Here is a 25,105-nt window from a genome sequence, read left to right on the forward strand (position 1 = left end):
GTTCCAAGGGTGATTAATGGCCACTCCATTTAACGGCGCATTATTTCGGACAAATTTTTAAAAATGAGAGCGGCCTGCTCTTCAACTCGTATTTGAATACAGTCTTTTATTCTTTATCGATTTTGAACATACTAATTACTTGTTGTAATTCTTGTGCGACTACAGTTAAGGAATTCGAAGAAGCTGTGATTTCTTGCATAGAAGCTAATTGTCCAATGGAAGTTTCTGCAACATTTTGGGTATGGCTATAAGACTTTTTGGAGATATAAGTCATTTCCAATACGGAAGCAGTCACTTGTTCACTACTCGCGGACATTTGTTCGGATGATGATGCAATCTCTTGAATCTGGATAGATAAGCTGTCGGATGCACCCACGATTTCTTCAAAAGCGGCTCCCGCTAAGCTGACAGATTTCATCCCGTCATGAATTTCACTTACTCCTTCATTCATGGACAAGACTGCGCGACTTGTATCCGTTTGAATACTCCGAATTAATTCCTGAATTTGCTGAGCTGACCGTTCAGACTCCTCTGCTAACTTTTTAACTTCTGCAGCAACGACTGAAAAGCCTCTCCCTAGTTCCCCCGCACGAGCTGCCTCTATCGAAGCATTCAAAGCAAGCAAATGTGTTTGAGATGCGATCTCGGTAATCATATTTACTATGCCGCCGATTTCTATAGAACGATCATTTAATTGTATAAGCTCAGCAGCACTCTTTTGTACAATATCGTTTACAGCATTCATCCGATGGATAGCTAAATGTATCATTTCATTACCTTGAATAGCTCCTTTTGTCGTTTCAATTGCAAGATCTGACGCATTGCTTGAAGCTTCAGCTATATTCTGAATGCCTTTTGACATCTCTTCCATGGCCTTACTTGTTTCAGTGAATCCCAACATTTGATTCTCCGCCCCTGCGGCCACTTCTTGCATGGCTGTTGTAATCTGCTCCGTAGAAAGGGATGTTTCTTCCGAACTCCCCGACAAATCCTCTGACGAAGAAGCTACTGTTATGGAAGCTTGTTGAATCCTAATTACAATACTTTGTAAATTTCCAACCATTTGATTTAGTGAATTTACCAAATTACCAATTTCATCGCGGTTTTTCACTTTCATTGCTTTGATTCTAAGGTCACCTGATGCCACCTGCTCTAGCACACGAGATACCAAACGTACTGGATTAGAAATATTTCGGGTAATAAAATAGGCAAGAATCATGGAAATAATGAGCGAAATGATAATGAAAACTAGAGAAGTTATAATACCTGAATGATAGACCTGTTGAGACTCTTCTCCCGCCTTTATTGAACCATCATGATTGATTTTAACTAAAAAGTTCACATTGATTTGCATATTATCAAATACTTTTTGTGAATCCCTTAAGAATTGTAAAAGCTGATCTCCTTTATCTCCTGAACCCTTATAAATGAGATTAATTTTTTTGGATAACTCAATAAATTGGTTATGTAAAGATTTATATTTGTCCCACTCTTCTTTTAACGAATTGAAATTTACTTGCTCTTCATCAGTAGCAATCGTCTTTGCATATGTCTGAAAGTCATTTTCGATCTTCTCCATGGCTATTTGCGTTTGGGCGTTAAGTTCTCCAATTAAAGATTGATTGGGTTCAATTAAAGTTCGAAGTTCCAGGGAACGCACTTGCTCCGTTAAATAGTTAATCTCATTAATCAATTCAATGCCAGGCAACCGATCTGCAGTAATGTTTTTAGTTTTAACGTTCACAGATTTCAATTGATTCATTGTTGTCAAACCAAGCATACACATCAATAACAAAATTACGATAAAGCCGGCATATAACTTCTTACCGACAGTTAGTTTTATTATTTTAAATCGTTGATTCACAGTGCCAACCTCCAATGTTGAATTCACCTTTTAAACAGAAGATGAACCCCACCACCTTTATTTCCTTCAGTGGAAGGGTTCATCGCTCATTTTGCTAATATGATAAACATATACGTATTCTTATTTTTTCGTAATCAATTCCAAATCTACAGGAATAAATTTTTCAACTTTTTCCCCTTTAAGCACTTTCAACGCTGTTTTTACAGCCGTGTCTCCGATGGATGCCGGTTTTTGAGCAACTGTTGCGGCAAGTTTCCCGTCATTTACAGCTTTAACCGCGTCATCTGTAGCATCGAAACCAACTACAGCAATATTTTTACCAGAGGATTGAATCGCTTGAAGGGCACCTAATGCCATTTCATCATTATGAGCAAATACCGCCTGAATATCTTTATTTCCTTGCAAAATATTTTCCATAACGGAAAGCCCTTTTGCTCGGTCGAAATCAGCAGGTTGAGAAGCAATCACTTTTACGCCAGCTTTTCCGTCAACAGCATCATGGAAGCCTTTTCCGCGATCACGTGCTGCAGAAGTTCCTGCGATCCCTTGAAGTTCTACAAGATTACCTTTATCACCAAGGGTTTTCAAAATAAAGTCGCCTGCCATTTTACCGCCTTTTACATTATCTGAAGCGATGTGAGTAACGACTGTTCCGCCATTGGCTGCACGGTCAACTGTAATTACAGGAATGTTGGCTTTATTGGCAGATTGAACTGCAGTAACAATAGCATCGCTATCTGTCGGATTGATAAGAATTACGCTTACCTTTTTCTGAATTAAATCTTCAATACCGCTAATTTGTTTCGCTGTATCGTTTTGAGCATCTACAACGACCAAAGTAGCACCAGCTTCTTTTGCCGCTTTATCCGCACCGTCTTTCAAGGTGACGAAGAATGGATTATTTAAAGTGGAAACGGAAAGCCCAATTGTCATTTTGCCAGCAGCTGCTTTGCTATCCGCGGTAGCTGATGGTGCAGTCGTAGCTCCTCCCTCAACCTTAGATTGAGTCGAACAACCAGCGAGTATCAGGAACACAGCTACTACGGCGGATAATACGAGATTCATTTTTTTCATGGTAAACTCCCCTTTGATGTGTTTTATTTTCGAGCTTTCGATCGGTCTAACAATACAGCAATTAAGATAACTACCCCTTTAACCACCTGCTGATAAAAAGACGAAACATTTAATAGGTTAAGACCGTTGTCCAATACACCAATGATCATGGCTCCGATTAATGTACCGACAATCCAGCCTCTTCCCCCTGATAAACTGGTCCCACCGAGAACTACGGCTGCAATCGCATCCAGTTCAAACGCTCCTCCAGCTGTCGGCTGAGCGGAGTTAAGTCTGGAAGTTAGAATGATACCGCTAATTGCTGCAAATAAACCGCTAATCGAGTAAACCAAGATTTTTACTTTCGATGTGTTAATACCTGAAAGCCAAGTCGCCTCCTCGTTGCTGCCGAGTGCGTAGACACGTCGACCAAAAGTTGTATGCTTTAAAATGATATATAAAACTGCAAATGCAATAACCATCCATATAATCGGCATTGGAATTTGCAGAAAATACCCCTTCCCTAACAACGCGAAATCCTCTTTGAAGCCTGTAATTGGCCTTCCCTGTGTATAAACTAAGGTAAGTCCGCGGAATACGGTCATCGTTGCCAGTGTCGCAATAAATGGAGCTACCTTGCCTTTCGTGATTAATAAACCGTTGATCGCCCCCATGACCAAACCGCCAACTAAACCGATTCCTACAGCTAGCCACGTATTCATCCCGCTTGCCATTAAACCAGCCGTAAAAGCACTTGATAAAGCCAGTATGGATCCTACAGAAAGGTCGATTCCCCCAGTCAGAATGACGAATGTCATACCGAAGGCAATAAGAGCATTAATTGAAATTTGACGAAGAACGTTAAAAATATTACCAACGGTTAAAAAGTCACCGTTCACTACCGACAAAATGACTACAATTAGAACCAATCCCAATAAAGACCCCAAACTCTGCATCTTACCGATTTTGGGTCTGCTTAAAGCTTTACCGTCAACCTGCATGTCGGTTCCCTCCCCCTGTTGCACTTAACATAATTTTTTCCTGACTTGCATCTTCTTGTGTAAATTCACCGCTTATTTTCCCCTCGTGCATAACGAGTATACGGTCACTCATTCCTAAAACTTCCGGAAGCTCGGAAGAGATCATAAGAATGGCTACACCTTGTGAAACTAATTCATTCATTAGATCATAGATTTCTTTCTTCGCACCGATATCAACTCCGCGTGTAGGTTCATCCAATATCAATACTTGCGGGTTCGTGGCCAACCATTTCCCGATGACCACTTTTTGCTGATTACCTCCGCTTAGAGAGCCGACCTTCTGCTCACTGTTTGGTGTTTTAATCAGTAGTTTTTTTATCATGGAATCCGATAGTTCCCGTTCCTTTGAACGATTCATGAATCCAAATGATGACAATATCTTTAAATTCGGAAGGGCTAGGTTGTCGTTGACCGAAAGGGGAAGGAGCAGTCCCTCATCTTTCCGATCTTCCGTGATTAAGCCAATACCCGCGTGAATGGCATCAATTGGTTTATGAATGGAGACTGGTTTTCCGTTAATAGAAATCGTTCCACGATCAATAGGTGTCACTCCGAACAATGCTTTCGCCAGTTCTGTTCTTCCAGCGCCCATAAGTCCAGCGATGCCAACGATCTCTCCAGCTCTTACAGTTAACGAAATGTCATGGAGCTTCCCTTTTTGAGTCAAACCATTGACCGTTAGTTTTTCTTCACCTAGGGTGACTTTCACTTTAGGAAAACGGTCTTTAATTTCCCTGCCGACCATCATTTTGACGAGATGATCCATTGTCGTATTGGCAATGTATTCGGTTCCAATATAATGTCCATCGCGCATCACCGTAACTTGATCGCAAATCCTAAAAATTTCTTCCATCCGATGGGAAATATAAATCATGCCAACACCCTTTTCCTTAAGGGAAGCGATGACCAGGAACAATGCCTCAATTTCACGGTCCGTGAGGGCCGCCGTCGGTTCATCCAAAACAAGAATTTCTGCTTTCATAGATAACGCTTTCGCAATTTCGACCATTTGCTGTTGACCTACAGAAAGCTCATTAACTAACGTACCCGGATCAATATTCAAACCCAATTGCGATAAATAACGATGAGACTCTTGTCTCATCCGTCTCCAGTTAATTAGCTTCGACTTCCCATAAGTGAATTCTCGGCCAAGAAAAATATTTTCCATAACCGTTAAATGGGGAACCATATTTAGCTCCTGATGAATAATAACGATGCCTAAGTTTTGTGCCATGGAAGGTGATGCAATATCGTAAACGTTTCCATTAACAGTAATGGACCCACTATCCTTTGTATAAATTCCACCTAATATTTTCATTAGCGTAGATTTACCAGCCCCATTTTCCCCCATCAACGCATGAACTTCTCCGCGATGCAGGGTAAAATCAACCTGCTCTAGCACCTTAACTCCAGGGAAACTTTTACTGATTCCCTTCATTTCTAACAATTTGGACGTCATTCCAATTCCTCCTTTCAGAAGATAACTCCAGCCTGAAGAATGACATTGGCATATGGAGTAAACTCACCTGTTCGTATGATTGCCTTAGCCTGATGAGTCATTGTCTTCAGTTCTTCATGACTCACCTCGTGCACAGTTACCCCGTTTAAGGAAGTTTCCATTTGCTTCTTTAGCTTTGGAGTTACCTGATCCATTTCACTTGCAATGAAAGCCTGCTCAACTTGCATTTCTAGAAGTACGGTTTCCAAACAATCCATAAAAGAAGGAACACCTTGTTTCAAAGCCAGATCAATTCGCTTTACGTGAGCAGGAATAGGCAACCCGCTATCACAAATGACAATCGTGTCGGTATGCCCAAGTTCACTGATCACCTTGGAAATTTCACTATTTAAAATTCCAATCTTTTTCATGTAGGTTCTCCCTTGGAATTTTTCGCAAATAGTTCCACATCCTCTATGCTTGGCATTCCAGCTTGAGCACCAAACTTAGTAACAGCTAGTGCGGAAACCTTTGCTGCAAATGATACAGATTGTTCCAAGCTGTTGTGCTTGGCAAGCGAAACAGCTAATCCGGCATTGAATGAATCTCCAGCACCTGTCGTATCAACAACAGAAACCTTATAACCGGGTACTTTTTGCAGCTTCCCTTTTTCTAAAAAAGCGGATCCATCAGCACCCAACGTCGTGATAACGTTGTTAGCTCCCCGTTGTATTATGCTTGTCATCGCAGTTTCCAATTCATCACCCTCTGCCTGAATCCCAGTAAGCAAACTCAATTCTGACCGGTTGGGAGTGATGTAATCTACATTCCTCAATAACTCATCGGGCAAAAACTGAGCGGGAGCCGGATTCAAAACGACAGTCTTCCCGAATGACTTTGCCTTCTTCGCAGCATGAATAACCGTAGCTAAAGGAATTTCCAGCTGAAGAAGAAGGATGTCCGCATTTTGGATGATTGCCTCATATCTATCGATATCGTCTGGCAGCAATTGATAATTAGCACCTGGAACAACCACGATGCTGTTATCCCCATTTGAAATAAAGATGGAAGCTATCCCCGTTGCAGTGCCATCCACGAGTTTAACCGAGTTTCTACTGATCTTATTATCATCTAATGCTTTCAGGAGCTCTTGACCAAAACTGTCTGTGCCGACCGCTCCAATCATGGTTGTTTTGGCTCCGAGCCTTGCAGCCGCTACCGCTTGATTTGCACCTTTGCCACCTGGTATGAACCGGGCGTTAGATCCAAGTATCGTTTCTCCCAGTTGTGGGTGTCTATCTGCTTCAATAACGATATCCATGTTTAAACTTCCGATCACAACGATATGTGGTACCTTCAATTTACCCACTCCTCTTCGTAGATTCTCTTGGGATTAACGTAACATCCAGTTCATAAATTTGATCCGCTTCGATGGTGCCTTCGATCTTCTTAATCAAAATCCTCGATACTAAAGCACCCATATCATAAATGGGTTGCGCAATCGTTGTTAGTTCAGGTTCTGTTATTTCCGTCATATTTATTCCATCAAATCCACAAACTACAACTTGTCCAGGTACTTGAATGCCCATTCTATGCAGCGCTTTCAAGGCTCCGACAGCCATTAAATCATTTCCTGCAAAAATAGCATCAATATCAGGATGACGCCGGATAAGTTCCTCTGTGGCTTTTATACCACCGCTTATCCCAAAATCCCCTTGAACCATTAAGCTTGGGCTGAACCAATCAAAACCTCTTACGGATTCCTCATATCCAATTAATCTCTCTTTGGCAGGGATCAGATCCTGAGGACCATAAATATGCCCGATTTTCTTGCTTCCTGACTCAAGAAGATGTTTTACTGCTAATCTGCCTCCCTCACGATTGTTCGAACGAACAACGCTGCAGGATTTATCGGTAGGCGCTCGGTCTAAACAAACAAACGGGATGTTAAAGGAAGCCAATTTGTCTACATCTTCTTGTCCCAATGTATTGGATGCAAAAATAATGCCATCGATGTTTTTGCTCTTTAATATATCAATATAATTTTTTTCTTTACCAATTTGGCCATCAGAGTTGCATAATATGACGGTAAATCCATACGTAGAAGCAACATCTTCAACCGCCCGGGCTAGCTCTGGAAAAAAGGGGTTTGAAATGTCGGGTAAAATTAGCGCAAATGTTTTTGTGCTTTTTCCAGCAAGTCCCCTTGCTACCACACTCGGTAAATAATTCAGTTTTTCAATCGCATGTTTTATATTCAGTTCCGTATCTGCGTTGACATATCCACTTTTGTTTAAGTACCGAGAAATAGTGGCAACAGAGACTCCGGCTAACTTGGCTACATCACGAATGGTTGCCATCCTAGTTTCACTTCCAACTTCATTTTGTGGTAACGATACCGCATATTAATAATAACCCTAACAATATATACGTTTTACAATGTGGTACCGGTTACACATGAAATATATCATAGTTTATTTTCATTCGCAAGATAAATATCTTAACAACAAGCGTTTGTTGCAAACACCAATCAATCTGTTCAAACCGATCTTCCCTTATAGCTCAGATGCGAAAAGCCCCTGCTGCCTAATGGCAGAAAGGAGCTTTTCCATGGATATTCAAAAGGGCTGCCGCTTATAGCTACCCCCTATATGTTTTTAGGTAAGCCTACAATAATTGATAAAATCGTGCTGCATTACCTCCAAAGATAGCAGAATGATCCTCCCTAGACAGGTTGGAGGGAAGCGCGTTCAGCAAAGCCAAATAAACCTCATCATAGCTGCAAGTAGTTAAACATACAGGCCAATCGCTGCCAAACATCACCCGATCTGTGCCAAACACTTCGATGACATGATGAACATAAGGAGCCAGATCCATCCAGTTCCAAGCTTGCTGATCGGCTTCTGTTACTAGTCCTGACAGCTTGCACATGACATTAGGAAATGCAGCCAGTTCGGTCATCTCCGTCTTCCACGGTTCGAGGATGCGTCCAGCGATAAAAGGCTTTGCCGCATGATCGACTACTGCCCGAAGTGTCGGAAAGCTTCGAAATGCCTCCAATATATAAGGATGATGCCGTGGTCTAAGCTGTAAATCAAGCGGAAAATCATCCTTGACCAGCTGCTTTATATTTTGCATAACTTGCGGTCGAAGAATCCATGAATCCGGCAGATCCTGAAGCATCGGTCGAAAGCCAACAAATCCTTTATCCCCTCGAAACTTAGCATATTGCTCGCTAAATAGCGGTGAATCCAAATCTAGCCAGCCGACCACTCCAGCTATACTTTCATACTCATCATATAAAGATAGCAAGAATTGCGTTTCCTCCAGCGTCGGCGCGGCTTGCACGACAATCGTGCGTTCGAAGTGATAGCGTTCCAACGAATCCTGCAGCTGCTCCGGCATATAGTCCGCAAATAAAATACCCTGCTTAGCGGTCAGCCAGCCATAGTCTCCACGTTCCGTTTTCCAATAATGTTGATGCGCATCAATTCTCATAGGTCACCCAAACAAAATATCTGTAAAGTAATAGTGGGGACCAGGTAGTGTTGTGTTAAGAAGTGCCACTGGTAAGACATAAACCTCTAGAGGGCATCCGTTCCTTGTTGCCTCTATTTCAATCTCATAGGTTCCTGCAGCTAGTGTTATTTCAATCCTTTGTTCTTCCGGAGCCCGATGATAAGCTGGCATGAATTCCAACGATTCTTTACATTCAATGACGATTTTACCGTTTAATTTCAATACGATAGGTCCTCTTGCGGCCGCAATAAGACGAATCTTTCGCTCTATCGGGTTGAAGAGCTTCGTTTGAGCGCGATACAAGCCATCGTCCTCACTACCGAGTTCCTTCTCCCATACCAAATGATTGCCTGGGAAAAACACTTCTTTCCCCTCGTTGCCGTTTGGTCCCCAAATCATCCATTTAGAAGCGTTTACCAATGAAAAAGGAACCTTTTGAGCAGCCCATACGGAGTGGTCATGAAATCGTGTCCAGACGAATGCAAGCTCATAGTTTGATTTAGCAATCGCTCCAGCTGTGATTTCCGTATGCCATTCGATCGATTCATTAGGTTGCAAGTTTACCTCAAGTGCATTCTGTCCCACCCAGTCCTTCGGCAGTTCTAACGCGATATTGCCTACTAGTGATGTTAACGAACGGTTGGTAAATGTGATATGCAGCGTTTTCTTCTGATTCACTCCGATGGCAGGACCTTCCTGACCGAAATCGAGCTCAAGCTCAGCATCCGGACTGTTACGAGTTCCTTGCGGCAGCAAGTAGTGATTAGCCGTTACCTTCCTAGACCAAAGCTCCTTTATTTTCTCTTCCGTTTCGTTCGTTTCTAATGGTTGATTCCATGAAGTAGGAAGGTCTGGATGCACTAGAATGTCCGTATCCCAAGCTGCAAGAATTTGCTTGCCCATGCGAATGGTCCGCCGGGTTAACTCATCCAAATCCTTTGGCGCGGGAAATCCTTTAATTGGCGGGCTAACGACAACCCGATCACCGACGGGCTTTACCCATTTATCCGGCAAACCTTCCGGACCGAGCAGCATGCCTAATATAGAGCCAAGTGTAGCTGCTGTGCAATCCGTATCGTAACCGCAGTTGACCGCTTTCAAAATCGCATCCTCGAAATCCTCGCCATATAACCAGCCAAGAATGGTAAACGCAATATTTTGCGGGGCATCCGTAAAGTTATCGTTGCCATGATGCTCAAGAATAAGCAAACGCGCTTCGAGCCAATCTTTCCCTTCCTTATGCCAGTGGAGCAGATCTTTCAATGCATTGGCGGTGCGGCAATGTTCAGGTATATAGGTCATGCCGATCTCAATCAAGCGATCCCGATCCTTCTCATAGAATATAGCGCTCTCGAGGGCGGCAAAAAACATTTCTCCGTACACCCCTTCTCCGCCGGCATGGTCCACAATGGCATCCTGATAAGCATAATGAGCCGCTGTACTAGGCGAACCAGGTGTCACCATGGCCCAGATTTCGGAACGAATGGGTGAACCCATACACTCTTTGAACGGATTGTTGAATGATCCAGCAACGGGTGCAAGAAGACCTCTTCTCAGATTCGTCAGCGCGTATCCATACTCATCAAATGGGAAAAAGATATGCTCCAACCACTCCTGCCCAAGCTCTCGCGCAGTCAATCCCGGACCATATTGCTCCAAAGCATGCAGCCACACCAATTGTAAGTCCAGATCATCATTCTCGAGCGGACCGTCCGGCAGCTCCGGATAAAAGGTCAACTCCAATAGTTCCTTAATGCCCTCTACGGGTGCACCAAGTGTTCCCCCTATATTTTTCCCAAGCCATCCCCCATATACGATGCGATAGTAATCTTGTTCATTCAGAATTCGGATACTCATGATGAAACCTCCCGTAAGTTGTTTTTGTGTTCATAACTTCATCATAAGACCGATTTCTTAAAGGAGCCATGTCCATCGTTATGTTTTCAAAAGAATAAATATTAGAAGTTGTCATGCGCCGTGCTTTGAACAATTGCTATGAATCGGGAATATTTAACAAAAAAGTGGATTTAATTGAACGTCTATCTTCTATTTGGGCAGAAAATCCCAAAAATACTGATAAACAGCTGGTCGAATTCAACTCTGAGGAGTGACTTCGGACATATAAGCTGCTAAGCTGCGGATCATAGGGAACGAACAGCCTTTATTTCGGTGATTATGCCGATGCTGGACCGTTACGCGTTCTGCTAATTAATCCGTTTAAGGTCGTGCTACGGCAGAGCCAGGAATTCCGTCAGCTGCTGAAGAAGTTTGTATTAGGTTTGTGTGTTTATTTAGGTGTTATTGAGGTGTTATTGAGGTTATTTTGGGTTTGTGAGGTTGTTTTGAATAAGATGAATAGATGTCCGTATAGATTCTGTTGCACAATATCCAATGGAATCTCATATAGGAAGTGTTCATAAGCAATTCCATTGGATAAAATGCAATGCTTTTTCCGAAAATGACTCAAAAGTAGGCTTCGGAGAGAATTCCATTGCAAATTGTCCAATGGAATGATGCATTCACGAGTAGCATGTTGAATTTCATTGTATTTGATCCAATGGAATTAATCCTATTAACCGCTCAAGCTCAAGCTCAAAAGCGTTGCCCTTTGGAACCCTTATTTCTGTCCTAAGAATGTACTTTAGAAGCTTTAGAGAGGTACTTTATTTTTGATGATAGAAAAGGAGCCTATCGATTTCATCGATAGGCTCCTACGTCTAGTGATGCCAGCTGCGGGTTGAATTTGGAAACGGAAAGAACAACTATGGGTGCTGCTTGCCAGATTGGGCAATGAGATGGAGATGCGCTCCTTAATTGAAGCTGTAAAAAGTTGAGTGCATAGAGGGAGGTAAATAGTATTCTCTGAGCCGTTATTTCGGTGATTATGCTCCGGATCGTTCATTTTGATCAAATAGCGCCCTAACGTTCTTCTCATTCAATTTTACACGAGATTTCCAGAAATAACGCATCGTCGTCGTTCCGCTAGTTAGAAGTCGGGTGACATAGGCGGTAGCAAAAAGGCACTTCGCTTTATAGCGAAATGCCTTCTCTTACAAAGTGCCGAAACACACCATGCCGCTAGGTTTCAATTGTCTTTCGTATCAACGTCCATCTCACCGTTAAGCTGATTGGCATAATCGCGCATCAAATCAAAATCCGGATTACAGATTTCCTCCTGCATGTTGGCTTCATCTAAATCCTGCGTATTCAAGAGATTCATGTTCTCTTTGTCCATCCTTCTCTCACCTTCCTGAGAGTAGGTTTTCCATCTTCATACAATTTATTCCTTTTCGAAATTGACTGAAACGAGTGTCCCCTCCGGTACGCCAGGATAGCGGATTAGAAGCGTTCGAGATCCGGGTTCCCAGCTTCGATCTACAACTTCAAGACCATCCGCGATGACATGACGAGGGTCCTCTTTCAGTTGAAGCCTTGTACTCACGATTACTCCAGCAGGCGCCTCGGAGACGAACTGAAACTTCCCATTTACGATGGGTTCCTCGTCACGGATTCGCGATGAACTGACGATGACAGCTGAAGTCTGTTCAGGAGCTACCTCAAGGTCATAGAGTAAACTTCCCTTGCCTGGTTCGACAACCGGATTGCTCACAATAGCAAGTCTGGCATCGAAAAGATCGATAAAGCGGCCATGAACGGTGACAGCTTCATCCGAAAGCGACTCCGTCATGACGCGTGTCGCGACATACGGACCTCGACGGATTTGAAGGTATTGCTTTTCATGCAATGGCTCCTCATCTCCGCGCATAGCTAATGCACGCTTTACACTTTCGCGGACCCAATTCGCGCCGTCTTCGGTTTCAGCCAGCCGGGCTGGATGTACGCGGTGGACGATAACAGCGCCTTGACCTACCCGGTACTCGCCATCCTCAGGGCGGCGCCCTATCCCAATCGCCTCGAAGAGGTGATCATCTGGCCGTTCGTAGGCTTTGGCGCCTTGGTTCCACCATTCCTTGACACTGTGGTACGGGTCACTGCCATCGCCAACATAGATTAAGCAGCCTCCTTCTCGTACCCACTGCGACAGCACTTGATGAAGACCGGCATGCTCCGGTTTCATAAATTCATAACTAAGCAACAGTACTCGATAATCGTCCAAATATCCCGGAAAATGAAGCAAATTGTCCAGCTGAACCGGGCGAAGCGGTATGCCATGTTTAACCAGCGGCAGCGCCAGCCCATAGAATGCCGACCAATTCAGCATCTCTTCGTGATGCTCGGAAGGGAGAATTAGCGAACTGATGGTGCCATCGTAACGAAAGTCAGCCTCATTTGACTGCAACTCAATGTCACCCCGTTGGAACATCGCTGAGTTGGCCAGGAGGAGACCGATTCCATCCGTTTGTTCATCGGACATGATTTCCTCATGGCGGTGCATATCACGAAGTACGTTCATAACGGTCAACAGCTCGGTCGCGTAATCGGGCGGGATCATTTCTTTCCCTTTGCCGTCTTCCTTCGGATAGGCAATCTCGAACACTCTTCGCGGCCAAGGGCATATCTCGTAATTGTTTACGTAAGGATGGAGCAGAGAAGCCACAACTGTATCTTCATAATTAATCTTATAGTCCGACCACGTGTAATTCGGATTGTCCTCAATCGGATCATGCAGGAACCACATATCACGGCCCGTGCCGCGAACGAGCTCTTGCATGACGCCGTATTCAAGGAATGCCGTTTCGAACGTTCGTTCCTCACGGATACCTTTGTACACATTACGCGTACGCGCTGTTCCCGTCCATACTTGAGCAATAAACCCGTCGCAAGCTGGCATGTTGACGAGCAGCGCTTCCGGACTCACAATTCGCCACTGCGTGTAATTGATCAGACTATGTGTCGGTACATAAAAACGAATCGCACGCCCATATTGGACTTCCGCATATTCCTTCATCTGCGCACATAAGCGATCTAGCGTTCGATAGTACAGATACGCCTTCAACTTGGACGCTCGGTACTGCGCGTCAGGCGACTCATGAGGCGGTATCCACGGCTCCTGATAAAAGATGCGCCATTCCCGCTGGAAAGCTTCCGAATATCCGCCAGCTACCCAAAACTCCGGCTCCTCCAAATGAATGGCTTCGGCCCCACAGTCGATTGCCCGCTTAATACCGGCTGCAAGGTACTCGCTAAAGGAAATCGTCGGAACCATATAAGGCACGTCTTTGCCGTGCAGCAGATGGTCGCCGGCGCAATTGGTCTGTGCTTCATCCCAATGATCACGGCCATCATACTTTCCGTACAAATAGTCTTGATATTCTCCCCATGACACTCCTGTCATGAGGTGGATGATATAGCCCCTTTCTTTCCACCCGGCGATTCGTTCCTCCAAGTCATCCGAGATGCCATACACCATGACAAAATCGCTGCGTAAATCGTACTTAGCCCCATACGGACGCGATTCTTGGAAACCCGTCCATTCCTTCCTATCTGATACCGGTCTCGACAAAGGTAATCCCTCCTCTAGGAGTTCCCACTCGGCAGAACAAGAACGGGAGAGTCTTATAGCCTCTCCCGTCGTTCACCACCAAAGCGGCCTCTTGTTAAGTTTTAGTTTGGCATTTGAAGTTTTACCACGTCTTTGCCTTTTAGATTATCATTCGTGAATTTAATCGCTTCGCGATAGCCTGTTTTTACCAGCTGTCCACGTAAATCATTGATGATTTTGAGTGCCGCCTCATCGGATTTGGCAAATATCGCTTCCTTCCAAGCGTCACCGGTTTTATCCATGGATGGTTTGAGCGATTCCCATTGAGGGGCTTTCGTAATAACGTCCCAAGGATTGTAAGCTGTGATAACTTTAATGCCATTCGGGCGCAAAATTTTACGCGCTTTCTCTAGAGCGGCCACGCGATTCTGATCAGCCCAGATGTCCCCGTTACCTTTGGAATTCGTACGGTCAAGACCCGTTAAACTTTCGTAGCCGACGCCGATCCCTTCGTTCTTTTTCAACTTCCCGGTTTTGTCATTCACAAACTTATCAAACCATTCCTTTTTCGCTATCGGTTTACCGTTCTGCATATCCCAATGGACACCTTGAACGCCGTAGCGAGTAAGCATGAAGCCTTCATCAGAAGCTAGGAAATCCAGCAGGCGCAGGGCCGCATCCACATCCTTAGCTTGCTTCGTAATAACAGTCACATTGTTGCCCTGCACGCCTAGATCAGCCGGACGGTTGGCTTCAGCGCCTGCTCTTTCCAGTGGACCTACAGGCACATAATCGCTGCCTGGGTGAGACTGGACGTAGTCCTTGGAGGCATCAAGAATAGCTGGATAGTGAGCTGCGAGGACGGCTACGCGCCCTTGCTTTACTTTCTCATTCGCGATGGGATCTGTCTGAGTGAAAGCTTCGGAATCGAGCAACCCTTGGGAAATCAGCTTCCGATAATATAACGTGTAGTCTTCGTATGCTTTAGTAAAGAAATTATTCTCTAGAGAGCCGTCTCCTTTATCGAGGAAGCCGGATCCCATAAACATCTGATCGCCGATATTAACAGCCCAACCGTTGTGAAAGCCGCCGAGTGGAATGACGGGTTGACCGCTTTCTTTGAGGCCCGCGTCTTTGATCTTCTTCAAGAAATTGTAAAAGTCGTCCTTTGTTTTGACAGACTGCGGATCTACCCCTACTTTTTCAGCGATGTCCTTGCGTACATAGAAGCCGTACAGCCAGTCCATGGCATCCTTGTCTGTTGCAGGATGATTTTGATATAGCAAATACTTTTTGCCACCATAGGCGTCGATTCCTTTTTCATAGAGTGCAGGCGGTACGTTTTCCTTGGCGATTTCTTTGGCTAGATTGGGATAATTGGCCAGCTTGCCGGAGAGATCAACCAATTGGCCCTCTTTTGCGGCTTTGATGATGCCATCCAGCTCCCCGCCCCACGCCGGTCCCGTATATATATCTGGCAAGTCCTGCGTTGCGAAGATCGTGTTAACTTTCTCCACTTCGCTTCCTTTGGTGTATTCCATTTGAACCGTTACCCCGGTTTTCTCCTTGATCACTTTGGCTACGGCATTCATGTCGCTCTCAGAACCGCTGGAACCATTCCAGTTATGCAAAACTTTAAGCGTGACCTCTTTCTTGGTGTCCGTTTTGGCAGGTGTAGTTGCACTCGGACTTGTGTTTGAATTTGCACTTGGGCTTGGAGACGTTTCATCCTTCTGAGTACAACCTACTAAACCACCAGCAAGCGTTAATGCTAATACAACGGAAGCACCTTTAGACCATTTCTTTTTCATGAGAACCCTCCTTCATTTTTATATGATAAGCCCCCAAAATCGGGGACAGCTAACCCTTAACGGAGCCTAGCAAGACACCCTTGACAAAATACTTTTGCAGGAATGGGTAGATGCACAAAATCGGGAAGACGGTGATAACCAGGAGCGCCATCCGTAACGATTCGGGCGTTGAACCGGCTGGATTCACGCTAATCGTTTGGCCTCCTTGCTGAGCTGCCCGCTGCATCGAATTCGAGAGCGCTTCCGCTTCAGTCAGCATTTGCTGCAGCAGTGTTTGAACTGGAACTAGGTTTTTGTTGGATACGTAGTAAGCCCCAGCAAACCAATCGTTCCAATGTGCGACACCAATGAACAAGCTTATTGTTGCTAGCACTGGACCAGATAAGGGCAGGATAATTTTCAAGAAAATCGTGAAATCGCCATATCCGTCAATGCGTGCCGACTCGTCCAGCTCTTCCGGTATCCCCTGCAGGAACGTCCGGATGATGACAATATGCATGAAGTTGAATAACATCGGAATGATATACACCCAGAAAGTGTTAATTAGATGCAGCTTTTGCAGCGTGATGAAGTAAGGAATGAAACCCGCGCTGAAAATCGTAGGTAAAAAGATATAGAAAGTGAAAAATGTTCTTCCAGGCAGTGTTTTCTTTGCCAATGCGTAAGCCATAAGGGTACACAATAGCACGTGTAAAAAAGTACCGAGAATCGTGCGCAACAGTGTAATTTTGTAAGCTTGCCAGATACGAGGATTGTGGAACACTTGCGCGTAGTTATCTAAGGTAAACTGCCGAGGCCAGAAATATAGCGCACCCTGCATGGAGTCATTCCCATCGTTAAGTGAGTACACGAGAATGTAAATGAATGGGTAGATCATCGAGAAACCGATCAGCGCCAGGATGATATAATTTAGTGTGCTGAACAAGGAAAAATCGCGCTTCATCTCATCACTTCCTTAGCGTCTTCGTAAGTAAACGTTCTTCGTAAGCATTTGCTTTTAAAAAAGGGACACGTCGCTGTATTTCTTAGCGATTCGGTTGACAACTAGAATCATCACCAGACCTATAATGCTTTGGAACAACCCAACAGCAGCCGCATAGCTTAGTCGACCTCCGCTAATACCGGAAGTGATGACATGCACGTCGAGGACGCTGCCAATTCGGGCTGTTGCCGGCCCATTCAGGAGGAGCAGCTGCTCGTACCCGGCGCTCATCAAGCCGCCGACGGAAAGAATAAAGAGAATCACGGCAATGTTGCGAATGCCGGGGAGCGTAACATGCCACATTTGCCGAAAACGATTTGCACCGTCAATCTTCGCCGCTTCGTACAATTGCTGATCAATCCCGGCTATTGCCGCCATATAGATGATCGAGTTCCAGCCAATATTTTTCCAAACATCAGACCCCAATATCATGGGATAAAACCATGTCGTGTTGTAAAGAAATTGAATGCGCTCCAAGCCAAGTGAGGCAAGCAGGTCATTCAATGGTCCTCCGTACGGAGTTAGAAGGCGCTGCATCAGCGTCACGACTACGACCCATGATACGAAGTATGGTAAGTAGGAAAGGGTCTGGACCACTTTTTTGAATTTCACTCTGCGAACTTCATTCAAGAGAATCGCGAGAATAATCGGCATCGGGAACCCGATGAGAAGCTTTGACAGACTGATCACAATGGTGTTACGTATGAGCTCTGTTGCTTGATAATAATCGAAGAATTGGCGAAAGTATTTCAAGCCGGCCCAAGGACTTCCTGAGAAGCCGCCGGTGAACGTAAAATTACGAAACGCCACTTGAATGCCGTATAGAGGAACATAAGAAAAAATAAAGAACCAAATGATGCCTGGCAGCATGAATAAGTAAAATACTTTATGCTGCCAAATGCGTTTCCATAGCAAACGCTTGAATGACATCGGTTTTCGGGGTTGAACTTGCGTCATAGAATTTGTCAATGATTCCATTGTAAGCGTTTTACCTCCTTATTGGACTTTCTCATAGGTTCCATTTGATATATTTATTATAGCAGTACTGGAAACCCACTCGAAAGTCCAAAAATTTATGATCAGGTATCACTTTCTTTGGAATTGTTATATTTGTTTGAATATCACGTCATTTTGATTATCAAGTCATCTTGAGCCGTTCCCTGAATTGGGTGGGTGTCATCGCATAGTAATCTTTGAATACCTTTGTAAAATAGCGGTAACTCTGGTATCCGACCTCATCCCCAACTTGAGCTACGGTTAAGGCCGTTCGTTCAAGCAGTTCCAAGCTCTTCTCCATTCGAAGGCGAACCAGAAAATCTACGAAGTTATAACCTTTCTCTTGCTTAAATAAGGTGCTGAAATAAGAAGCGCTGATGCCCACATATTCAGCAACCTCCTGAAGAGAAATATCCCGAGACAGCTTGATCTTCATGTATTCTATGCCTTTGGAGACCGGTGATAGGGAAAGGGCTTCGATGGCAATCGATTGCAGCATAAACTGAATCAACTCTTTCGCCTTCTCGGTAAGCTCAACATATGTTTCCTGACAACGGATTTCCTCTATAAACATTTCCATGACTTCGCTCGTCACTGGAAGGGATTTAACTTCCCTGAGCTGGCGAAACAGATTAACGAGCATCTCGCCTACGATGAAACGTATGGAATCCTCCGATTCCCCGCTGCTGCACAAATTCCGCAGAAAATCATTAAAGAGTCCATAACCGCCCTGCTCGTCACCTTGCTTAAAGGCGATGATGAGTCTCTTTTCAAGCTCAGTCGGGTAGAAGCCCTCGCTTTGTCCTTGCGGTAATGGCTGAAATTGATTGACAGACCCTTTACCCGTGAAAAATTTATGCCTGAGCGCCTTGAACGCTTGATCATATGCCTCGGGAACATTGGAAATACCCTGGAACTGTTGACTGCATCCTACTGAAAGTTGAACGTTAAATAACCGCAAATATTTGTTTAAGCTCTCTTGGAACGCATGACCCGCAAGAAGTCCTTTGTTATCGATCTCTCTTTCTGATCCGGCTTCAAGGAGGAAAACGTAACGGTTCGGCGGCATCAGCACAGAATCTACCGCTCCGTAATTGTGAGAGATTTCATCCAAAATATTATGAACAATGAATCGGCATAGTTTCTGGTCTTCATCGTTATAATTATCGGTGAACTTGATGTAATCATCGAATTCCGCGACAAGCATAAGAAAGGTGCCATTCAAGATGTCTAATTGAGCGTCAAATCGATTGAATAACCGCTCTGGAGAGATCAGGATGTCTTTACGCGTCAGCCAGCGCTCATAGATTTGCGCTTTTTCCAGCAATGCCTTCTCCTTCTGCATTTGATTGGCATATTGGATTTTCGTCGACTGCAAATGACGCTCATCCAGTCTACGCGCGATTATTTCGAATACTTCTGTTAATTGCTCTTTGGTCACAGGCTTCAGCAAGTAATCCCGCACGCCAAGCTTAATGGCCTGCTGTGCATAATCGAATTCCCCGAAACCGCTCAGAATGACAATTTCCACAGGTTCACCCGGCAGTGATCGGATGCGCTCCGTTAGTTCCAGACCATCCATGTAGGGCATCCTGATATCGGTCATCACTACGTCCACTTCAGGTCGTTCCTTCAGGATTTCCCAAGCTTGCTGCCCATCCTCCGCAATCGCAATGACTTCAAAACCATTTTGCTCCCAATTAATAACCTTAGTGAACCACTTGCGAGTTGATAATTCGTCCTCAACAATCAGCAGCTTATACATGTTCAACCCCCTCAAGCACTGGCAGCGTTAATACAACTTCCGTTCCATTCCCGGGCTCGGACTTAATTGACAAGCCATACTCACTGCCGAAATACATCCGAATTCGACTGTTCACGTTGTACAACCCGATGCCCTTGCTGGGCGAATGATCGCTTAGCAAAGTTTCTGCTTGAGCCTTCGTCATCCCCACCCCATTGTCACGAACGGTCACGATGACAGCCTGCTCCGTAAGCTCGCCTATCACGGTCACATTGCCTCCCGCCATTCCCTTTAACCCATGCTGGATCGCATTTTCCAGGAGAGGCTGAAGAATAATTTTCAAGGTATAGAGACTTGGAATCTGCGGATCTATTTGCCATTCGATCGTATGTCGAGCACCGAAACGGATTTCCAATATTTTCAAATAACATTTGGCGTGATCAATTTCTTGTTCAAAACGGATGGTGTTACTTCCCTTGGATACCGATATTCGAAAGAGGTCCGCTAGGGCGACGACCATGCCAATGGCCGTCTGCTTCTCGTCCATGTCAATCTCGTTCTTGATTGCATCCAGTGTATTGTATAGGAAATGAGGATTAATTTGAGCTTGCAAAAAATTGAGCTCCATTTCCCTTCTTTCCAGTTTTTCGACATAGTTTTGGTGAATGAGGTCTCGTAAATTATCGAGCATGTTATCAAAATTACGATCTAGTTCATCGATCTCATCGCCTTTAACATGGACTCTGCGGCTCGTAGAGAGCACCCCCCTGCCAACCCGAGATACTTTGGCGTGAAGACGCCTGATCCCGCGGGTCAGCTGACGGGTTATAAGCAAGGTCAAAAAAGAAAAAATAATCATACAAATGATACTGACTGTCAAAATGGTTTGTCGAATTTCATTCACTTTGGATTGAATGGACGCTTTGGGCACAAGCAGGTACATCGTCCAGTCAACATTCTGGAGCTTGCGGTACCACATGACATAGTCGGTTCCCTGAATTTGAAGGTTCAACTCGGATTCGGAGCTTCGATCCTTACTCGTCTGTTCGACGATTTCCTGTGGAAGCGGTTTGCCAAGTTGATCGGTGTCAGGGTTAAACATGATGGTTCCTTTACTATCTGCGATGATTAGGCTTCCGCTTGCGTCAGCTTTGTTGCCCATCGTTTCCTGCACATACGTCACGGAAGGGATCTGGATCGTTAGCTTTATGTAACCAATTTTCTTAAACTGCCCGATGCTGTAAATCGGCCGCACCAACGCATAATAATATTTACCGTCATATTGTTCAAGTATCCAAAACTTCGAGTCCGGTATCTCATTCAAGCCGAGAACCCTTCGAAGCCTATCTTCTGGAAAAAGATATACGCCATCGGACATGACATCAGGAGATGTGGAGAAAAATTCGATGCTCTCGACATCGGTCGCCTGATAGGCTTGGATAAACCGGACCGCACGGGAGATTTCCCGGTTCATGATAATAACGCCTTTTTCCCGGTACACATCGGGTTCCGAAAGTACGTTTTGAACGGACTCCGACACCGTTAAATTGTCAAGAATGCTTTCGTAGAAACGGATATTGTAATAAATGCCGTTGTTGGATTGAACTAATATCTTTTGATAAGAATCAGATACGTACCGGATAATGAGGTCTGACATTTGATTAAGGAAGTAATTCGTTAACCCTACAATCGGAAGTAGAATGGTCACCAAATATACGATCATTAATTTTTTGTGCAACTTCATGCATGTCTGTCCCCCTTAGTTTAAGTAAGCATAACTGTCTCTTCATTTCCCTAAGGGGACAGACTTTTCCTTTGTGGTAATAATTAATAATGGATTATTGTGGAATACGCACTGTCACATTATCGATCTGTACAGTCGCATTATCGTCGTACCACACACGGAACTGATAGGCATGCCCCAGTACGAAATCAGCCTCCATAATAATGGACTGATACGTATCAGCGGCATTGAAATCACTGCGCAGCACGGCTTTTTCGCCAGTTACTTTGTTGCCTGTTCCGTCATAGATGTCTAGATTCAGGACCCGCTCAGAACCGCCGGCAGGATTGTCGATCTTGATGCGGAAGTCGACCTTAAGGCTTCCGGAAGGGAGATCCGCTACCCCGGGGCCATACAGCATATGACCTGCCGCATGTTCCTGCGGATTCGCATACCAACCATCTGCGGCTGCTGCTCCCGTATTATGACCGAAGTCACGCTCCGCTTCGAATATACGGCTCGTATAGTTCGCCGATACATGAATCGGTATCTGCGCTTCTAGGCCATTATACGCCGCCTTCACGATGGCATCTCCGCCTTGAAGCACCTGCAGCGCGCCTCCGGCACCGATAGTGACCGCAGTTTCACCTTGCACGACGGTCCAAGTCCCATCTACCGTCAAATTAACGTCCGGCTTGCCTTGCTCGCTCGCTTTCCCCCACAGCTGAAGCTGCTTTTGCCCTGCATCGGTTCCGAAGACCAACGAAGATACGCTTGATCCGCCGAATTTAAAATAAAGCGATTGTGTATTCGGCTTCGTTATTTCTGGCATATCCAGTCTCACGTGATCAACTTTGACGTTCGCCTTATCTTCGAAATGCACTCGGAATTCATAGGTGCTGCCAAGTGAAAGGTCGACGTCCTCCAAACTTATATCCATGTACTGATCTTGTACGGCAAAATCCCGTAACTTCAGCTCTTTTGAAGCAATAATTTGATCAGCACTCGCATTATTAATATCAATGATAGCAATGGTATCCTCAGAACCAGTCGCACCTGAAGCCTTCATTCGGAAAGTGACATCATGCACGCCTGATGGTAAATCGGCCACATAAGGTCCATATAACATATGGCCAGTTCCGTGCTGTTCGGTGTTAGCCAACCAACCGTCCCCGTCAAGCACCCCTGTGTTATGCCCGAAATCGTTCTCGGCTTCATACAGTCGCTGTGCTAAATTACGGTTCATCACGATGGTGACTCGATCGATTTTAACCTTGGCGTTGCCATCATACCAAGCTCTAAACTGATAAGAATGACCAGCAACAAAGTCAGCCTCAAGTGTCGCATTATGGTATGTGTCTGCGCTTTGGAACTCGGAGCGATGCACAGCTTTCTCAGCAACTACCGCTCCAGCTGTATCATCATAGATATCCAGATTCAGCACACGATCATTATCGCCAGTCACACTGTCAATCATCGTTTTGAATTTGACTTGGTTGCGGCCTGCAGGAATGTCTGAGGCACCTGGTCCGAAGAGCATATGTCCTGCCGCATGTTCCTGCGGATTAGCTGACCAGCCATCACCATCCAACTTCCCTGTGTTATGACCAAAATCGGTTTCCGCTTCATACACCTTGTTGGCTACTTCCGTATCCTCTTTAGGGACGTTATTTTGAATTAGCTTCACCATTTTCTCAGGCGTTACGACTTGAACATCGCCTTGAAGTTGATCGATAACAGCCTTTACTTCATCCATGGAGGAAGACCAGGCATGAACGAGAACAAGCGAGTAGCCTGCGGCACTCTTCGGATTTCTTGGCGCCGCATTGATATGCTGGGCAACTGAGTTCACGTCGCTTCCAGCGATACCACGCCAAAGCATTTCACGCGGGGTGACAATAGGCTTATTGTTTGACCACTTTATGGCCCCGTTTAGTGCTTTATGGTTACTGTATTCCAAATAAATGACGCCATCGATATTCGACTGATCCGTATACTTATCCCAGATCGCCTTCTTGTTAAAAGCATTAAAATCTATAACTTCAACAAGCGATAAATCAGCTTTGCCCATATAAGTGTTTAACCTATTGAGATGTGTATCGAGTTCCTGCTCTGGATACATGGACGGATACATATAACCGCCGCCTGACGGACCAACGACAAAATTATCTTTCGTTGTACCATCCGTATAAAAACGTTCCAGAACAGTCGGGGCCAAATCCATCATGCTGGGAGAAACAGCCCAACCCATATCGAAATTCCCACGGTTTGGGTTACCGAACCAAGGCTTGCCCTTCTCGGCCAAATCGTTCAGCATCCATTGAATATTATCGCCATCAGACATGACGAATGACACATAATGCACCTGATCCTGAACTGCAGGCTGCGACTGATCCTTCTGTTTGAGCTCCTTGATGTTAAAGCTGCTAAAGACTGACAAATTATAGGCATGATCTGCCGGCAGTGTATATACACCGGCTGATGAACTCGGACGTATGAAAGCGTCTTCGCCTTTTGACGCATCTCCCCAGCCTAAAATGACAGCATCTGGCTCCGCGTCCGCAACGACGGATTGTCGGAATGCGCTGTTCCCATCATAAAAAGTGAAAGCGTTAGCCATTACAGCGTAATCTCGTAGTTTGCCGCCCATACCGGATGCCAATTCTTCACTTGTCTCCCCTTTTTGCTCGATCAAGGTGCGATGGTTGAGCTGGCTCCAGTAGTTTTGCTTGACCCAAGCTTCATCCTTCGTTGAGAGATCCATCACTTGCTTATAGCTTTTGGCTTGTTTGACATCGCCTTTTTCAATTAAGATGGATTGCTTCAAATGGGCTAGTGAAGTTGCTGCATTGATGGAGCTGTTCCCCTTTTCCCATAGTAAATAGCCGTCGAACTGCTTCTTGAATTCCTTCACAAGCTTCCAAGGATCACGGATAAATTCCGTTTTCACCCCGTATTTTAGGACCAAATCGTCCAGCCATATCTTGTAATTCCCGGAGTCGGGCAGTATGTAAATTTGATTGGAGGACTTATTAGCGAGTATCCCTTGCAGCGAAGCGATCATGACACTTTCCGTTTCCGACATATCGCTCAAACGGATCACGTAAAGCTTTTTGGCTTTAACAGCAGCTTTTACGTAGTTAGTGTCCAATTGCGGTGAACTGCTTTGAGAAAGCGTTGTTTCATTATCGGACTCTAATTCATTAGCTGCAGCGGAAGGAGACACAGATGTTCCTAAGAGTGATATGACAATAAAAAAGCATACAAATAAGATGAATAAACTGGTTTTTCTCATTATAAACCTCCTCAAATTATGAATGTATGACTGGATTGATTGTCATTTGAATTATACAATATATTATTAACATATTCTACATGTCATTTAGATCATTTAAAACTTCTACTAAACTCCTAGAAAGACTTGTAGGTTGGGCCTCAGCTCCTATGCAATCGATGGTTACCCATTAACGCAAAAAAGCCAAGCCAGGTTCC

At 44.7% G+C, this 25,105-nt stretch carries 17 protein-coding genes; all 17 read right to left on the reverse strand.

Annotated elements, in window-relative coordinates; translation table 11 throughout:
- Positions 1-106: 106 nt before the first annotated feature.
- On the reverse strand, positions 107-1,864 hold the full coding sequence (locus tag ASD40_RS22770) for a methyl-accepting chemotaxis protein (protein WP_057305450.1): 1,758 nt from the start codon (positions 1,862-1,864) through the stop codon (positions 107-109).
- A 120-nt stretch (positions 1,865-1,984) separates the two neighbouring features.
- A complete protein-coding gene (rbsB, locus tag ASD40_RS22775) occupies positions 1,985-2,938 on the reverse strand; it encodes a ribose ABC transporter substrate-binding protein RbsB (protein WP_057305451.1) in 954 nt (317 codons plus the stop codon).
- Positions 2,939-2,961: 23 nt separating this feature from the next.
- Complete coding sequence (locus ASD40_RS22780) at positions 2,962-3,873, reverse strand: ABC transporter permease subunit (RefSeq protein ID WP_321166602.1); 912 nt, start codon at positions 3,871-3,873, stop codon at positions 2,962-2,964.
- Between the two features lie 34 nt (positions 3,874-3,907).
- Positions 3,908-5,416: a sugar ABC transporter ATP-binding protein gene (locus ASD40_RS22785; protein WP_057305453.1), complete on the reverse strand. Its 1,509-nt coding sequence runs from the start codon at positions 5,414-5,416 to the stop codon at positions 3,908-3,910.
- Between the two features lie 14 nt (positions 5,417-5,430).
- The gene (gene rbsD / locus ASD40_RS22790) at positions 5,431-5,826 is read right to left on the reverse strand and encodes a D-ribose pyranase (RefSeq protein ID WP_056839153.1); all 396 of its coding nucleotides are present in this window, start codon (positions 5,824-5,826) and stop codon (positions 5,431-5,433) included.
- Positions 5,823-6,764 (reverse strand): ribokinase, encoded by a 942-nt coding sequence (rbsK, locus tag ASD40_RS22795; protein ID WP_414858768.1) that lies wholly within the window; start codon positions 6,762-6,764, stop codon positions 5,823-5,825. Before rbsK ends, rbsD begins: the two co-directional genes overlap by 4 nt.
- The gene (locus ASD40_RS22800) at positions 6,757-7,755 is read right to left on the reverse strand and encodes a LacI family DNA-binding transcriptional regulator (protein WP_057305454.1); all 999 of its coding nucleotides are present in this window, start codon (positions 7,753-7,755) and stop codon (positions 6,757-6,759) included. The genes rbsK and ASD40_RS22800 overlap by 8 nt, the downstream gene beginning before the upstream one ends.
- Positions 7,756-8,062: 307 nt before the next feature.
- Positions 8,063-8,893, reverse strand: coding sequence for an amidohydrolase family protein (locus ASD40_RS22805; RefSeq protein ID WP_057305455.1), 831 nt, complete (start codon positions 8,891-8,893; stop codon positions 8,063-8,065).
- Positions 8,894-8,896: 3 nt separating this feature from the next.
- The gene (locus ASD40_RS22810) at positions 8,897-10,771 is read right to left on the reverse strand and encodes an ADP-ribosylglycohydrolase family protein (RefSeq protein ID WP_057305456.1); all 1,875 of its coding nucleotides are present in this window, start codon (positions 10,769-10,771) and stop codon (positions 8,897-8,899) included.
- A gap of 1,228 nt (positions 10,772-11,999) precedes the next feature.
- Entirely contained in the window at positions 12,000-12,149 is a 150-nt protein-coding gene (locus ASD40_RS37410; RefSeq protein ID WP_156390158.1) for a hypothetical protein, read from the reverse strand.
- A 45-nt stretch (positions 12,150-12,194) separates the two neighbouring features.
- Positions 12,195-14,378 (reverse strand): hypothetical protein, encoded by a 2,184-nt coding sequence (locus ASD40_RS22815; protein WP_057305457.1) that lies wholly within the window; start codon positions 14,376-14,378, stop codon positions 12,195-12,197.
- A gap of 101 nt (positions 14,379-14,479) precedes the next feature.
- A complete protein-coding gene (locus ASD40_RS22820) occupies positions 14,480-16,168 on the reverse strand; it encodes a hypothetical protein (RefSeq protein WP_057305458.1) in 1,689 nt (562 codons plus the stop codon).
- A 49-nt stretch (positions 16,169-16,217) separates the two neighbouring features.
- Positions 16,218-17,111 carry a carbohydrate ABC transporter permease gene (locus tag ASD40_RS22825; RefSeq protein WP_047671958.1) on the reverse strand — a complete coding sequence of 298 codons (894 nt, stop codon included), beginning with the start codon at positions 17,109-17,111 and terminating at the stop codon, positions 16,218-16,220.
- Positions 17,112-17,165: 54 nt separating this feature from the next.
- On the reverse strand, positions 17,166-18,128 hold the full coding sequence (locus ASD40_RS22830) for an ABC transporter permease (RefSeq protein ID WP_235549353.1): 963 nt from the start codon (positions 18,126-18,128) through the stop codon (positions 17,166-17,168).
- A 160-nt stretch (positions 18,129-18,288) separates the two neighbouring features.
- Positions 18,289-19,911 carry a response regulator gene (locus ASD40_RS22835; RefSeq protein ID WP_057305459.1) on the reverse strand — a complete coding sequence of 541 codons (1,623 nt, stop codon included), beginning with the start codon at positions 19,909-19,911 and terminating at the stop codon, positions 18,289-18,291.
- Positions 19,904-21,634 carry a sensor histidine kinase gene (locus ASD40_RS22840; protein ID WP_057305460.1) on the reverse strand — a complete coding sequence of 577 codons (1,731 nt, stop codon included), beginning with the start codon at positions 21,632-21,634 and terminating at the stop codon, positions 19,904-19,906. Before ASD40_RS22840 ends, ASD40_RS22835 begins: the two co-directional genes overlap by 8 nt.
- 94 nt (positions 21,635-21,728) lie before the next feature.
- On the reverse strand, positions 21,729-24,908 hold the full coding sequence (locus tag ASD40_RS22845; protein ID WP_057305461.1) for a GxGYxYP domain-containing protein: 3,180 nt from the start codon (positions 24,906-24,908) through the stop codon (positions 21,729-21,731).
- Between the last annotated feature and the right edge of the window lie 197 nt (positions 24,909-25,105).

Origin of the sequence: Paenibacillus sp. Root444D2 (assembly GCF_001426375.1) — a bacterium.
In the GTDB taxonomy this organism is placed as follows: domain Bacteria; phylum Bacillota; class Bacilli; order Paenibacillales; family NBRC-103111; genus Paenibacillus_E.

Bases quoted from the DNA above. Each gene is read 5' to 3' on its own strand.
- rbsB (WP_057305451.1), bottom strand. From the start codon at position 2,938: ATGAAAAAAATGAATCTCGTATTATCCGCCGTAGTAGCTGTGTTCCTG.
- ASD40_RS22805 (WP_057305455.1), bottom strand. From the start codon at position 8,893: ATGAGAATTGATGCGCATCAACATTATTGGAAAACGGAACGTGGAGAC.
- ASD40_RS22785 (WP_057305453.1), bottom strand. From the start codon at position 5,416: ATGACGTCCAAATTGTTAGAAATGAAGGGAATCAGTAAAAGTTTCCCT.
- ASD40_RS37410 (WP_156390158.1), bottom strand. From the start codon at position 12,149: ATGGACAAAGAGAACATGAATCTCTTGAATACGCAGGATTTAGATGAA.
- ASD40_RS22830 (WP_235549353.1), bottom strand. From the start codon at position 18,128: ATGGAATCATTGACAAATTCTATGACGCAAGTTCAACCCCGAAAACCG.
- rbsD (WP_056839153.1), bottom strand. From the start codon at position 5,826: ATGAAAAAGATTGGAATTTTAAATAGTGAAATTTCCAAGGTGATCAGT.
- ASD40_RS22835 (WP_057305459.1), bottom strand. From the start codon at position 19,911: ATGTATAAGCTGCTGATTGTTGAGGACGAATTATCAACTCGCAAGTGG.
- ASD40_RS22780 (WP_321166602.1), bottom strand. From the start codon at position 3,873: ATGCAGAGTTTGGGGTCTTTATTGGGATTGGTTCTAATTGTAGTCATT.
- ASD40_RS22800 (WP_057305454.1), bottom strand. From the start codon at position 7,755: ATGGCAACCATTCGTGATGTAGCCAAGTTAGCCGGAGTCTCTGTTGCC.
- ASD40_RS22825 (WP_047671958.1), bottom strand. From the start codon at position 17,111: ATGAAGCGCGATTTTTCCTTGTTCAGCACACTAAATTATATCATCCTG.
- ASD40_RS22820 (WP_057305458.1), bottom strand. From the start codon at position 16,168: ATGAAAAAGAAATGGTCTAAAGGTGCTTCCGTTGTATTAGCATTAACG.
- ASD40_RS22810 (WP_057305456.1), bottom strand. From the start codon at position 10,771: ATGAGTATCCGAATTCTGAATGAACAAGATTACTATCGCATCGTATAT.
- ASD40_RS22845 (WP_057305461.1), bottom strand. From the start codon at position 24,908: ATGAGAAAAACCAGTTTATTCATCTTATTTGTATGCTTTTTTATTGTC.
- ASD40_RS22840 (WP_057305460.1), bottom strand. From the start codon at position 21,634: ATGAAGTTGCACAAAAAATTAATGATCGTATATTTGGTGACCATTCTA.